The following is a 13,236-nucleotide window of genomic DNA, read 5'->3' on the forward strand; positions in this document are numbered from 1 at the left end:
CTCTGAAGATCAGCAGTGGAGGTCAACATGAATGAACCCATCGGCCCAGGGCCGCGCAACGGCATTTTGTCCCTGACCATCAAGGACAAGTCCGTGCTTTACGCCGCTTATATGCCGTTCATCAAGAATGGCGGTCTGTTCATCCCGACCAACAAGAGCTACAAGTTGGGCGATGAGGTGTTCATGCTGCTGAACCTGATGGAGGAAGCGGAAAAGATTCCTGTCGCCGGCAAGGTGGCCTGGATCACCCCCAAGGGTGCCCAGGGCAACCGCGCTGCCGGTGTCGGCGTGCAATTCAACGATGGCGACAACACCGCCCGCAGTCGCATCGAAACTCATCTGGCCGGAGCCCTGAAGTCCGACCGTCCCACTCATACGATGTAAGTTGCCGTGTTTTTATGCTCGTAGATTCCCATTGTCACCTTGATCGCCTCGACCTTGCCGCCCATGACGGTTCCCTGGATGCCGCGCTCGACGCCGCGCGCGGGCGCGGAGTAGGGCACTTCCTGTGCATCGGCGTCAGCGCCGACAACGCCGCCGAGGTCAAGGCCCTGGCCGAGCGTTACGACGATGTCGATTGCTCTGTCGGCGTGCATCCGCTGGATGTGCAGCCGGGCGCGGCGCCTGCGCTGGATTGGCTGTTACACGAACTCAATCACCCGAAAGTGGTGGCGATCGGCGAAACCGGCCTGGATTATCACTACGAGCCGGAAGCCGCCGAGTTGCAGCAGGCGTCGTTTCGCCTGCACCTGCAAGCGGCGCAGCAGACCGGCAAACCGGTGATCATCCACACCCGTGGTGCCCGCGCCGATACCCTTGAGTTGCTGCGCGAAGCCGCGCTGCCCCAGGCCGGTGTGCTGCATTGCTTCACCGAAGACTGGGAGATGGCCAAGGCTGCGCTGGACATGGGTTATTACATTTCCCTGTCGGGGATCGTCACGTTCCGCAATGCCGATGCCTTGCGCGATGTGGCGAGCAAGGTTCCGGCGGATCGCCTGCTGGTGGAGACCGACTCACCGTACCTCGCGCCGATTCCTTATCGCGGCAAACCGAACCTGCCGCAGTACGTGCGGGAAGTGGCAGAGTTTCTGGCGATGCTGCGTGGCGTGCCTTATGACCGGTTCGCCGAACAGACGACGCAGAACTTCAGGCGCTTGTTTCCGCTGGCACACGTAAAACCCTGAATCGCAGGCAAAAAAAACCCGGGTTCTGGGGGGTGAATCCGGGTTAAGACCATTAGGAGTAAAACAAAGGCACGCGGTCCCTTGGTACCTTTATCGGCGCGGCACTTGGGGGAGATGCCGCCCGACAGTTCAAGTATTGATCAGTCTGGCGTTCAGTCCAGTTGGCCGGTCGGGGTTTTTAAACAAATTTGGAATACGTTCGCTTCAGTTGAGTTCTCATTCACGGGCAAACGTTCGTGAAATGAACGAGAAGTACAGATATGGTCGGATGTTCCGTGCATTTTTGCGTAAGTTAGGCATAATACGCGGCTTCGAATTTTGACCCCTACAGACCTTTTCTTATGCACAAAGAACCTCGTAAGGTCCGTGAGTTTCGTCGCCGCGAGCAAGAAATTCTCGATACCGCGCTCAAGCTGTTCCTCGAGCAAGGTGAAGACAGTGTCACCGTCGAGATGATTGCTGATGCCGTGGGTATCGGCAAAGGCACGATCTACAAGCACTTCAAGTCCAAGGCGGAAATCTATCTGCGCCTGATGCTCGATTACGAGCGCGACTTGAACGAGCTGCTGCATTCGGCCGATGTCGACAAGGACAAGGAAGCCCTGTCCCGTGCCTACTTCGAATTCCGCATGCGCGACCCGCAACGCTATCGCCTGTTCGACCGCCTGGAAGAAAAGGTGGTCAAGGGCAACCAGGTGCCAGAGATGGTCGAGGAGCTGCACAAGATCCGTGCCTCGAACTTCGAACGCCTGACCCTGCTGATCAAGGGCCGCATCAGCGAAGGCAAGCTGGAAGACGTGCCGCCGTACTTCCATTACTGCGCGTCCTGGGCGCTGGTGCATGGCGCGGTGGCGCTGTATCACTCGCCGTTCTGGAGCAATGTGCTGGAAGACCAGGAAGGTTTCTTCCAGTTCCTGATGGACATCGGCGTGCGCATGGGCAACAAGCGCAAGCGCGACCCCGAAACGCCGAGCAGCTGAACCATTCAGTTGCCTTATTGCGCCATGTTTTCGCTACATGACGCAGTACCGCAGGAATATACTCAGGCATAGGGCTTGCTAAAACTTGATTTGTGAGTCAAGTTTTAGCGGCTCGATTTCCTTTCGCCGGAGTGATCATGATCGTTGACCGTCAAGGCAGGCGTTTTCGCAATTTGCGGATCAGTCTGACTTCCGCCTGCAACTACGCTTGTACCTACTGCGTGCCCAACGGCAAGCGGTTGGTGGCTGCGCAGGATGAGCTGTCGGCCGAAGCCATGGCACGCGGCGTCGCCTACCTGATCGAAGCGGCCGGTATCGAGCGTCTACGCATCACCGGCGGTGAACCGCTGGTCAGCCCCAAACTCGAATCGTTCATGACCGCCGTCGGCCAGATGGGCCTGGAAGACATCAGCCTGACCACCAACGGCCAACTCCTTGGCAAAAAACTTCCGCTGTTGGTGGATGCCGGTCTGCGCCGGATCAACGTTTCCCTCGATACCCTGGATGCCGGCGCGTTCCGCAGCATCGCCCGTGGCGGTGACCTTGCCACCGTGCTCGACAGCATGGATCAGGCTTCGGCGGCGGGGATGAAGATCAAGGTCAACATGGTGCCGTTGCGCGGGCAGAACCTCGATCAGGTGATGCCGCTGCTCGATTACTGCCTTGAGCGGGGCTACGAGCTGCGCTTCATCGAGCTGATGCGCATGGGTCACCTGGCCAAGGACTCCAACGCCTTCCTGCAGCAGTTCGTCAGCCTTGAGCAATTGCTCGGCCTGATCGGCGAGCGTTACGAGTTCGCGCAGACCGACGCCCCGGTGGACGCCACCGCCGTACGTTATGCGATTCCCGGCCTGGGCAATTTCGGCGTGATCGCCAACGAAAGCGTGCCGTTCTGCCGCACTTGTTCGCGGCTGCGTCTTTCCTCCACCGGATGGCTGCACGGCTGTCTGTCGTCGAGCAATCGCCACTACGTCGGTGATCTGCTCGACAAGCCGCGTCACCAGGCGCTCCCCGCGTTGCAGCGATTGCTGGTCAAGGCGCTGGGGGACAAGCAGGAAGTGGCGTTTTCCGGTGGGGCCACGGTGATGAAGATCATCGGCGGTTGATCAATCGCCTTCGCAAAAAAAGCCCGCTCCCACAGACGCTGTATCCGGGTCTGTGGGAGCGGGCTTTTTTACGAAGGCCGTCTCGGGATCAGGCATATTCGCGAGCTGGCGCAAAAGCTGCATCCAACGGCCATTCGCCGGTTTTCCGTCACCGGCTTCTGGAGGATGAGGATGCGTAGCCTGGTTTTGCTGCTGGCCGTTTTGGCGCTTGGCGGCTGCATGAATGTCAGCGATATGGCCGAAGGCACTCGCTATCACATGAGCGACGCGGGGTTGCTGGATCACAGCGACAGCCGCCGCGTGAACAACCTGCGCATTCAGCCGGATTCGTTCATCTACATCGCCCAGGGTTCGTTCGCGCCGCCGGGTGGCTCGTATCCTCGGCCCAACGTGGTGGCCGAAGAAGCCTTCAAGGGCTTTGTCGAGTATTTCCCGATGGTCCGCCGCGCCCGCGCGCCGGAAGGACTTGACCAGGCGATGGGCGAAGCTCGCGACGCCGGTGCCCATTACCTGCTTTACACGCGTTTCGCCAAGGCTGACGACCGCATCGGCAACTCTGACGAGTGGCTCGATCAGGAAGCCGTGGATCGCCTGGGTATCGATGGCGGGGTGATTCAGATCATGTTGATCGAGACCAGCACCCAGTATTTGATCGATACTGCACGGATCAAGAGTCGTGGCGGTTTACTGACGTTCCACGACAACAAGCCAGAAGACCTGATCGGCCCGCCGCTGGAGCAATACGCGCGCAGCCTGCTGGGCATCAGCGACCAATAATCCGGAGAGAACGCCATGAGTGGCCCGCAAAAAGCCAATGACCTGCTGGGACAGATCCCGAAGACCAAAGGCCTGCCGCCGGTACACCTGTGGAATCCGGATTTCTGCGGTGACATCGACATGCGCATCGCCCGGGACGGCACCTGGTATTACCTGGGTACGCCGATCGGGCGCAAGCCGATGGTCAAACTGTTCTCCACCATCATCCGCCGTGACGGCGATGACTATTTCCTGATCACCCCGGTCGAGAAAGTCGGGATCAAGGTCGACGATGCGCCGTTCGTGGCGATTGCCGTGGACGTTGAAGGCGAGGGTGAGACGCAGGTGTTGCGTTTCACTACCAACGTTGATGAGACCACCGAGGCTGGCGTTGAACATCCGATCCGCGTGGAAATCGACCCCGATACCCAGGAGCCGGCGCCCTATGTGCATGTGCGCAGCAACCTTGAAGCGCTGATCCACCGCAATGTGTTCTACCAATTGGTGGAGCTGGCGGTCAGTCGCGAAATCGACGGCCAGCGCTGGCTTGGCGTGTGGAGCGGCGGCGAATTTTTCCGCATCGGCCTCGAACCCTGAGTCGCGCAAAAAACCACATTGGGTTTGTGCATGGCTCCGAAAATCTGATTTGACTCTCAATCGTATGATGATTAGCGTGGACACCCATCGCGAACGGCTTTGAGGTGTCCATGTCCAGCAGTTTTCATGCATCAACGGTCGACTGGCTGGGTGGCTGGATTGCCGCCGGCCAGGTCAAGCCGGGGCAGGCCATCAAGGTCGAGGCGGATCTGGGCGAACAACTCGGCGTCAGCCGCACGGTGATCCGCGAAGCCATCAAGACCCTGGTCGCCAAGGGCATGCTCGAAGTCGGGCCGAAGGTCGGCACCCGCGTGCTGCCGGTGCGGCGCTGGAACCTGTTCGATCCGCAGGTGGTCGGCTGGTTGTCGCGCAGCGGATTGCCGGAAAACTTCGTCGATGACCTGCTCGACCTGCGCCGCACCATCGAGCCGATGGCCGTGCGCTGGGCCTGCGAACGTGCCACCGTCGAGCAGGTGCAAGCCGTGCAGCAGGCCTACCACGCACTGGAGCGGGCGGTGGACAGCGGCATCGATTACAACCGCGCCGACCAGTTCTTCCACGAATGCATTCTTGCCGCCAGCCATAACCAGTTCATCGAGCAAATGGTGCCGGCCCTTGGCGCGCTGCTGGCGGTGTCATTCGAAGTTTCTGCCGCCGACCCTGATGAATTGCGCCGCACCTTGCCGATCCACAAAGACATGGCCGACGCCATCGCCGCCCGGGACGCGGCGCGCGGGGTGTGGGCCTGCATGACCCTGATCGACAACGCGGACCTGGCGATCAAACGCTTTTACCCGCAAGTCCGGGCTGACAAAAAAGCCGGCTAGGGCCACCGATTCCGCTCCCGCAGTAAAACAACAAGAACAATCAAGGAGGTTGCATGACACCGACCGCAGTGACCCAACACCGGGCGCAACTCGGTGAAGGCCCGTTCTGGGACGCCCCGACCCAAGCGTTGTATTGGGTGGATATCGCCGGCCGTCAGGCCTTGCGCCTGATTGGCCAGAACGTGCAGATCTGGCAGATGCCGGAACACATTTCGGCGTTCATCCCCTGCGCCAGCGGCGACGCCCTGGTGACGTTGAGCAGCGGCGTCTATCGGCTGGATCTCGACTCCCCGGGCCTCGAACCCCGGCTGACGCTGTTCTGCGTGGCCGACCCGCAACCCGGCAACCGCCCCAACGAAGCGCGCTGCGATGCCCAGGGCCGGTTATGGCTGGGCACCATGCAGAACAATATCGGCGAGCAGGGCGAGGATCTGCCGATCGTCCGGCGTTCCGGCGGGTTGTTCCGCATCGACCCCGACAAACGGGTCACGCCGTTGCTGCGTGGCCTGGGCATTCCCAACACGCTGCTGTGGAGCGACGACGGCACCACGCTGCTGTTCGGCGACAGCCTCGACAGCACGCTGCATCGCTATTTCATTCATACCGACGGCAACCTCGACAGTGCCCGTGTCTGGTATGGACCGGATCAGAACGGTGGCCCGGACGGTTCGGCGATGGATGCCGATGGCTACGTGTGGAATGCCCGTTGGGACGGTGGCTGTCTGCTGCGCCTGACGCCGGAAGGCAAGGTCGACCGGCGGATCGATCTGCCGATCAGCCGTCCCACCAGTTGCGTGTTCGGCGGCGAAGATCTGAAAACCCTGTACATCACCAGCGCCAAGAGTCCGCGCAACCATCCTCTGGATGGCGCCGTGCTGTCGTTGCGGGTCGATGTTGCAGGAAAGCTCTGTACGCGATTTGCTGATTAAATCCCAAAATATGGGATGCAAAATTATATATTGAGATTATTTGGCGGTCGGGTTTATAGTCGGCTCCAGCAGTAACACGCACTCACACTTAAAAAGAACAAAACAGGTGAAGTGATGCAGCGAATTTCCATCGCACTCCCCTGCGGAGCCAGCGCTTCGGGCCGTTCCAGTGCCGTCGCGGCTTCGTGCCTGTTTGTTCTTGAAGCCTTTCAGACCGGTCATCATCAGATGCCCGGTCTTTTTTGTGCCTGCAAACAGGAGTCCTGACTCATGGCCGAACCTCTTTCCCTGCCGCCGGTGCCTGCACCGCCGAAGGGGGAGCGACTGAAAAACAAGGTCGTGCTGCTGACTGGCGCCGCCCAGGGTATTGGCGAGGCGATCGTCGCGGCTTTCGCTTCGCAACAAGCCAGACTGGTGATCAGCGATATCCAGGGTGACAAGGTCGAAAAGGTCGCCGCCCACTGGCGCGAGCAGGGCGCGGATGTGCAGGCGCTCAAGGCTGACGTGTCGTCCCAGCAGGATCTGCACGCCATGGCGCGACTGGCCGTCGAGCGCCATGGCCGCATCGATGTGTTGGTCAATTGCGCCGGGGTCAACGTGTTCCGCGATCCGCTGGAAATGACCGATGAGGACTGGCGCCGCTGCTTCGCCATCGACCTCGATGGTGCGTGGTACGGCTGCAAGGCTGTGCTGCCGCAGATGATCGAACAAGGCATTGGCAGCATCATCAACATTGCCTCGACCCATTCCTCCAACATCATTCCCGGCTGCTTCCCGTACCCGGTGGCCAAGCACGGTCTGCTCGGGCTGACCCGTGCGCTGGGCATCGAATATGCGCCCAAGGGCATTCGGGTCAACGCGATTGCACCGGGCTATATCGAAACCCAGCTCAACGTCGATTACTGGAACGGTTTCGCCGACCCCCATGCTGAACGTCAGCGTGCCCTGGATCTGCATCCGCCTCGGCGCATCGGCCAGCCGATTGAAGTGGCGATGACGGCGGTTTTCCTGGCCAGCGACGAAGCGCCGTTTATCAATGCCTCGTGCATCACCATCGATGGTGGCCGCTCGGTGCTGTACCACGACTGATCGCATGGAATTTCAGGCGCCGTGGTCCGTCTGAAATTCAATCATCATACGATATGACTATTTTGTGATAGATAACCGGAACACCCTCAGAACGCTTTAACGCTTTTCAAATAATGCTCAAGAAAAATAACAAGGAGTCTGTTTATGAAACGTCGTTTCGCCATTCGTACCCTGTGCAGCGCCGCACTGGCGGTCACTGCATTCAGCCTGAGCGGTTCGTTGCTGGCCGCCGATCCGGTGAAGATCGGTTTCCTGGTCAAGCAGGCGGAAGAGCCGTGGTTCCAGACGGAATGGGCCTTTGCTGAAAAAGCGGCCAAGGACAAAGGCTTCGAACTGATCAAGATTGCCGTTCCGGACGGCGAGAAAACCCTCTCGGCCATCGACAGCCTGGCGGCCAACGGTGCCAAGGGCTTCGTGATCTGCCCGCCGGACGTCTCCCTCGGCCCGGCGATCATGGCCAAGGCCAAGCTCAATGACCTCAAAGTGATTGCTGTGGACGACCGTTTTGTCGATGCCAGCGGCAAGTTCATGGAAGACGTGCCGTACCTCGGCATGGCCGCGTTCGAGGTCGGCCAGAAACAGGGCGCCGCCATGGCCGCCGAAGCGAAAAAGCGTAACTGGGACTGGAAAGACACCTACGCGGTGGTCAACACCTATAACGAACTCGATACCGGCAAGAAGCGCACCGACGGCTCGGTCAAGGCGCTGGAAGACGCTGGCATGCCGAAGGAACACATCCTGTTCTCGGCACTGAAAACCCTCGATGTGCCGGGCAGCATGGACGCCACCAACTCGGCACTGGTGAAACTGCCGGGCGCGGCGAAAAACCTGATTATCGGTGGCATGAACGACAACACCGTGCTCGGTGGTGTGCGCGCCACGGAAGCCGCCGGGTTCGCGGCAGCCAACGTGATCGGCATCGGTATCAACGGCACCGACGCCATCGGCGAACTGAAGAAGCCCAACAGCGGTTTCTACGGGTCGATGCTGCCGAGCCCGCACATCGAGGGCTATAACACCGCGAGCATGATGTATGAGTGGATCACCACCGGCAAAGAGCCGCCGAAGTACACCGCCATGGATGACGTCACGCTGATCACCCGCGACAACTTCAAGCAGGAACTGGAAAAGATCGGCCTGTGGAACTGATGGCTGCGACGGCCCGGGCAACCGGGCCGTTGGATCAGAGTGAAGAGGTGGCTTAAATGCACGCGCAAGTACAGACACACGAATACGGCCTTCTGCGTTTCAACGGGATCGGCAAGACCTTTCCCGGCGTGAAAGCGCTGGATGGCATCAGCTTCGTCGCCCATCCGGGGCAGGTTCACGCCTTGATGGGCGAGAACGGCGCCGGCAAATCGACCCTGCTGAAAATCCTCGGCGGCGCCTACATCCCCAGCAGCGGCGAATTGCAGATCGGCGAGCGGACGATGGCGTTCAAGTCCACCGCCGACAGCATCGCCAGCGGCGTCGCGGTGATTCACCAGGAGTTGCATCTGGTGCCGGAAATGACCGTGGCCGAGAACCTGTTTCTCGGTCATCTGCCGGCCAGTTTCGGCCTGATCAATCGCGGCACGCTGCGTCAGCAAGCGCTGGCATGCCTCAAGGGGCTGGCGGATGAAATCGACCCGCAGACCAAGGTCGGACGCCTGTCTCTCGGTCAGCGGCAACTGGTGGAAATCGCCAAGGCGTTGTCCCGTGGCGCCCATGTGATTGCCTTTGACGAACCGACCAGCAGCCTGTCGGCGCGGGAGATCGATCGTTTGATGGCGATCATCGGCCGCCTGCGCGACGAGGGCAAAGTCGTGCTGTACGTGTCCCACCGCATGGAAGAAGTGTTCCGCATCTGCGACGCCGTGACCGTGTTCAAGGATGGTCGCTACGTGCGCACTTTCGACGACATGAGCCAGTTGACCCACGATCAACTGGTGACTTGCATGGTCGGCCGCGACATCCAGGACATCTACGATTACCGCAGCCGTCCGCGCGGCGCGGTGGCGCTCAAGGTCGATGGCCTGCTCGGGCCGGGACTGCGCGAGCCGATCAGTTTCGAGGCGCACAAGGGCGAGATTCTTGGCTTGTTCGGGCTGGTCGGGGCAGGGCGCACCGAGCTGTTCCGCCTGCTCAGCGGTCTGGAACGCAACAGCGCCGGACGCCTGGAGCTGCGTGGCCATGAACTGAAGCTGCGCTCGCCACGCGACGCGATTGCCGCCGGGATTCTGCTGTGCCCGGAGGATCGCAAGAAGGAGGGCATCATTCCTCTGGCCAGTGTCGCCGAGAACATCAACATCAGCGCCCGCAGCGCGCATTCCGGGCTCGGTTGCCTGCTGCGCGGGATCTGGGAAAAGGGCAACGCCGAGAAACAGATCAAGGCCCTGAAAGTGAAAACGCCCCACGCCGGGCAACAGATCAAGTTCCTTTCCGGCGGCAACCAGCAGAAGGCCATTCTCGGGCGCTGGCTGTCGATGCCGATGAAGGTCCTGCTGCTCGACGAGCCGACCCGAGGCATCGACATCGGCGCCAAGGCCGAGATCTACCAGATCATCCACAACCTGGCCGCCGAGGGTATTTCGGTGATCGTGGTGTCCAGCGACCTGATGGAAGTCATGGGCATTTCCGACCGCATTCTGGTGCTGTGCGAAGGTGCCCTGCGCGGCGAAGTCAGCCGTGACCAGGCCAATGAATCCAACCTGCTGCAACTGGCTTTGCCGCGCCAACGCGCCAGCGGCGTGGCGAACTGAGAGGTGACTATGATGACAACCCAAAACGAAACCCTGCCGACCGAGCGCAAACCCCTGGACTTGCGGCGCTTCCTCGATGACTGGGTGATGCTGCTGGCGGCGGTGGGCATTTTTGTCGCCTGCACCTTGCTGATCGACAACTTCCTTTCGCCACTGAACATGCGCGGCCTGGGCCTGGCGATTTCCACCACCGGGATCGCCGCCTGCACCATGTTGTATTGCCTGGCGTCGGGGCACTTCGACCTGTCGGTGGGGTCGGTGATCGCCTGTGCCGGCGTGGTCGCGGCGGTGGTGATGCGTGACACCAACAGCGTGTTTCTTGGCGTCAGTGCGGCACTGGTGATGGGGCTGATCGTTGGCCTGATCAACGGCATCGTGATTGCCAAGCTACGGGTCAATGCGTTGATTACTACGTTGGCGACCATGCAGATCGTCCGCGGCCTGGCCTACATTTTTGCCAACGGCAAAGCGGTGGGCGTGTCGCAGGAATCATTTTTCGTGTTCGGCAATGGCCAGTTGTTCGGCGTGCCGGTGCCGATCCTGATCACCATTGTCTGCTTTCTGTTTTTCGGCTGGCTGCTGAACTACACCACCTACGGGCGCAACACCATGGCCATTGGTGGCAACCAGGAAGCGGCGCTGCTGGCGGGCGTCAACGTCGATCGGACCAAGATCATCATCTTCGCCGTGCATGGCGTGATCGGTGCGCTGGCCGGGGTGATTCTGGCGTCGCGCATGACCTCGGGGCAGCCGATGATCGGTCAGGGTTTCGAGCTGACGGTGATTTCCGCTTGCGTGCTGGGCGGGGTGTCGCTGAGTGGCGGGATCGGGATGATCCGGCATGTGATTGCCGGGGTGTTGATTCTGGCGATCATCGAGAATGCGATGAACCTGAAGAATATCGACACGTTTTATCAGTATGTGATTCGGGGTTCGATTTTGTTGCTGGCTGTGGTGATCGACCGTTTGAAACAACGCTGAGATCAAAAGCCCCCTCACCCTGGCCTTCTCCCGGAGGGAGAGGGGACTGACCGAAGTGTCACACGCTCTACATCGACCTGAAAAATCCGCTCGATTATGGATTCGGCAAAGCCCTTTCAGGTCGACGTACCTCCCTAATATCCCCCATTCAGTGCCCTCTTCCTTCGGGAGAGGGCCAGGGTGAGGGAAAGCTTTTGACCCCGGCGCCTTCCGTCACCTCACGCAAAATTTCCCTTGCCCGTCTCAGGCCGTTTCGGTTATCAATTTGTACATGATTAGACAGGTACGATTTGACAAGAAACAAAGGGTGGTCGACGAACTCGTCCGGCGCATCGAAAGCGGCCTCATGGAGGACGGTTTTCTGTTGCCCGGCGAGCATCAGTTGGCTCAGGAATTCAACGTCAGCCGTGGCACGTTGCGCGAAGCGCTGGCCGAACTGAAGCGGCGCAATTACATCGCCACGCAAAGCGGCGTCGGCTCGATCGTCACCTTCGACGGTGTGGTGCTCGACCAGCGCAGTGGCTGGGCGCAGGCCCTGGCCGATACCGGGGCGCTGATCAATACCGAAGTGTTGCGTCTGGAAGCGGTGACTCGAACGGATCTGCAAGCCGTGTTCGGCACTGATCAATTCATCATCCTCGAACGTCGCCGCCGTTCCAACGACGGCACGCTGGTGTCCCTTGAACGTTCATTGATGCCCGCCAATGGAGGCCTGGAAAGCCTGCCGCGAGTGGGCCTGATCGACAATTCCCTGACCATCACCCTGGCCGCCTATGGTTACGTCGGCGAGCGCGGCGATCAATGGATCGGTGCGGAACCGCTGAACGCCGTGGACGCCGAACTGCTCGGTCGCCCCGAAGGCACGGTGTTTCTCAAGGCCCTGCGGACCACCTACGACCGGCAGAACCGTTTCATGGAGCAGGTCGAAAGCCTGCTCGACCCGGTGCATTTCCGTCTGCACCTGCAATTTGGAGAATCGAAATGACCGCGCTCGACCGTGCCCTGGGCGCGTTTTATGGCCTGGCCCTCGGCGATGCGCTGGGCATGCCGACGCAATCGCTGAACCGCGAAACCATCAAGGTGCGCTTTGGCAAGATCGCCGATCTGCAAGACGCCGGTCCGCTGCAGCCGATCGCGGCGAACATGCCCAAGGGCTCGATCACCGATGACACCGAACAGGCGATTCTGGTCGGCGAGTTGCTGGTCGAAGGCAAGGGCCGGATCGAACCGGCGGTGCTCGCGCAGCGGCTGATCGAATGGGAAGCCGAGATGCAGGCCAAGGGTTCGCAGGATCTGCTCGGGCCATCGACCAAACGCGCGATCGAGATGATCCTTGCCGGTCACTCGCCGGAAGAGGCCGGTCGCTACGGCACCACCAATGGCGCGGCGATGCGCATCACGCCGGTGGGGATCGCGGCGGATGTCGCCGATCCGGAGCGTTTTATTGCGGCGGTGGTGCAGGCCTGTCAGGTCACCCACAACACCACGCTGGGGATTTCCAGCGCAGCGGCGGTGGCGGCGGTGGTGTCGGCGGGCATCAATGGCATGGACCTGGGCCAGGCGCTGAACCTCGGCCAACAGATCGCCCAGCAAGCCGAAGAACATGGGCACTGGGTCGCCGGGGGACGCATCGGTTCGCGCATCAGTTGGGCGCGCAGCATCAGCGTCGACAGCGACAAGGCGTTGCTCGCCGATCTGCTGTACGACGTGATCGGCACTTCGGTGGCGTCCCAGGAGTCGGTCGTCGTTTCCTTCGCCCTCGCGCAGCAAGTGGCGGTAGGGGAAATGTCGGCATTCGATGCCTTGTGCATGGCCGCCAGTCTCGGCGGCGACACTGACACCATCGCGGCGATTCTCGGCGCCATGCTCGGGGCCTGCCTGGGTCTGGAGAGCTGGCCGGCGCCGATGATCGAGACGGTCAAGTCAGTCAATGATCTTGAGCTTGAACCACTGGTAGCAGGGCTGTTGGCCTTGCGCTGAAGGGGCCGACGCCTTCGCGGGCAAGCCTGCTTTCACACAAGCATTCCGCAGGATTGAGGGCGTGAC

Annotated in this window: 14 protein-coding genes; all 14 read left to right on the forward strand. The window is 60.6% G+C overall.

The genetic code is table 11. The annotated features are described in order from the left end of the window. The first annotated feature begins 27 nt into the window (after positions 1–27). The 14 genes from N8H74_RS12510 (at position 28) to N8H74_RS12575 (ending at position 13,170) form a co-directional block, all read left to right on the forward strand. The gene (locus N8H74_RS12510) at positions 28–384 is read left to right on the forward strand and encodes a PilZ domain-containing protein (RefSeq protein ID WP_217830668.1); all 357 of its coding nucleotides are present in this window, start codon (positions 28–30) and stop codon (positions 382–384) included. A 14-nt stretch (positions 385–398) separates the two neighbouring features. Next, on the forward strand, positions 399–1,184 hold the full coding sequence (locus N8H74_RS12515) for a TatD family hydrolase (RefSeq protein WP_217830669.1): 786 nt from the start codon (positions 399–401) through the stop codon (positions 1,182–1,184). A gap of 341 nt (positions 1,185–1,525) precedes the next feature. After that, positions 1,526–2,164 (forward strand): TetR/AcrR family transcriptional regulator, encoded by a 639-nt coding sequence (locus N8H74_RS12520; protein WP_007950805.1) that lies wholly within the window; start codon positions 1,526–1,528, stop codon positions 2,162–2,164. Between the two features lie 137 nt (positions 2,165–2,301). After that, complete coding sequence (locus N8H74_RS12525; RefSeq protein WP_217830670.1) at positions 2,302–3,270, forward strand: radical SAM protein; 969 nt, start codon at positions 2,302–2,304, stop codon at positions 3,268–3,270. Positions 3,271–3,441: 171 nt separating this feature from the next. Beyond that, the gene (locus N8H74_RS12530; protein WP_217830671.1) at positions 3,442–4,047 is read left to right on the forward strand and encodes a DUF4823 domain-containing protein; all 606 of its coding nucleotides are present in this window, start codon (positions 3,442–3,444) and stop codon (positions 4,045–4,047) included. 15 nt (positions 4,048–4,062) lie between these two features. Then, positions 4,063–4,623, forward strand: coding sequence for a DUF1285 domain-containing protein (locus N8H74_RS12535; RefSeq protein WP_262147895.1), 561 nt, complete (start codon positions 4,063–4,065; stop codon positions 4,621–4,623). A 110-nt stretch (positions 4,624–4,733) separates the two neighbouring features. Next, on the forward strand, positions 4,734–5,450 hold the full coding sequence (locus N8H74_RS12540; RefSeq protein WP_262147896.1) for a FadR/GntR family transcriptional regulator: 717 nt from the start codon (positions 4,734–4,736) through the stop codon (positions 5,448–5,450). Positions 5,451–5,503: 53 nt separating this feature from the next. Further along, the gene (locus N8H74_RS12545; RefSeq protein ID WP_262147897.1) at positions 5,504–6,379 is read left to right on the forward strand and encodes an SMP-30/gluconolactonase/LRE family protein; all 876 of its coding nucleotides are present in this window, start codon (positions 5,504–5,506) and stop codon (positions 6,377–6,379) included. Between the two features lie 270 nt (positions 6,380–6,649). Further along, the gene (locus N8H74_RS12550) at positions 6,650–7,468 is read left to right on the forward strand and encodes an SDR family oxidoreductase (protein ID WP_262147898.1); all 819 of its coding nucleotides are present in this window, start codon (positions 6,650–6,652) and stop codon (positions 7,466–7,468) included. A gap of 144 nt (positions 7,469–7,612) precedes the next feature. Then, positions 7,613–8,617 carry a substrate-binding domain-containing protein gene (locus N8H74_RS12555; protein WP_217830676.1) on the forward strand — a complete coding sequence of 335 codons (1,005 nt, stop codon included), beginning with the start codon at positions 7,613–7,615 and terminating at the stop codon, positions 8,615–8,617. A 56-nt stretch (positions 8,618–8,673) separates the two neighbouring features. Then, positions 8,674–10,209 carry an L-arabinose ABC transporter ATP-binding protein AraG gene (araG, locus tag N8H74_RS12560; RefSeq protein WP_217830677.1) on the forward strand — a complete coding sequence of 512 codons (1,536 nt, stop codon included), beginning with the start codon at positions 8,674–8,676 and terminating at the stop codon, positions 10,207–10,209. Between the two features lie 12 nt (positions 10,210–10,221). Then, positions 10,222–11,190: an L-arabinose ABC transporter permease AraH gene (gene araH, locus N8H74_RS12565; protein WP_217830678.1), complete on the forward strand. Its 969-nt coding sequence runs from the start codon at positions 10,222–10,224 to the stop codon at positions 11,188–11,190. Between the two features lie 271 nt (positions 11,191–11,461). Continuing rightward, entirely contained in the window at positions 11,462–12,175 is a 714-nt protein-coding gene (locus tag N8H74_RS12570) for a GntR family transcriptional regulator (RefSeq protein ID WP_217830679.1), read from the forward strand. Beyond that, entirely contained in the window at positions 12,172–13,170 is a 999-nt protein-coding gene (locus N8H74_RS12575) for an ADP-ribosylglycohydrolase family protein (RefSeq protein WP_262147899.1), read from the forward strand. Before N8H74_RS12570 ends, N8H74_RS12575 begins: the two co-directional genes overlap by 4 nt. Positions 13,171–13,236 lie beyond the last annotated feature (66 nt).

The sequence above is a fragment of the Pseudomonas sp. B2M1-30 genome (assembly GCF_025447575.1).
In the GTDB taxonomy this organism is placed as follows: domain Bacteria; phylum Pseudomonadota; class Gammaproteobacteria; order Pseudomonadales; family Pseudomonadaceae; genus Aquipseudomonas; species Aquipseudomonas botevensis.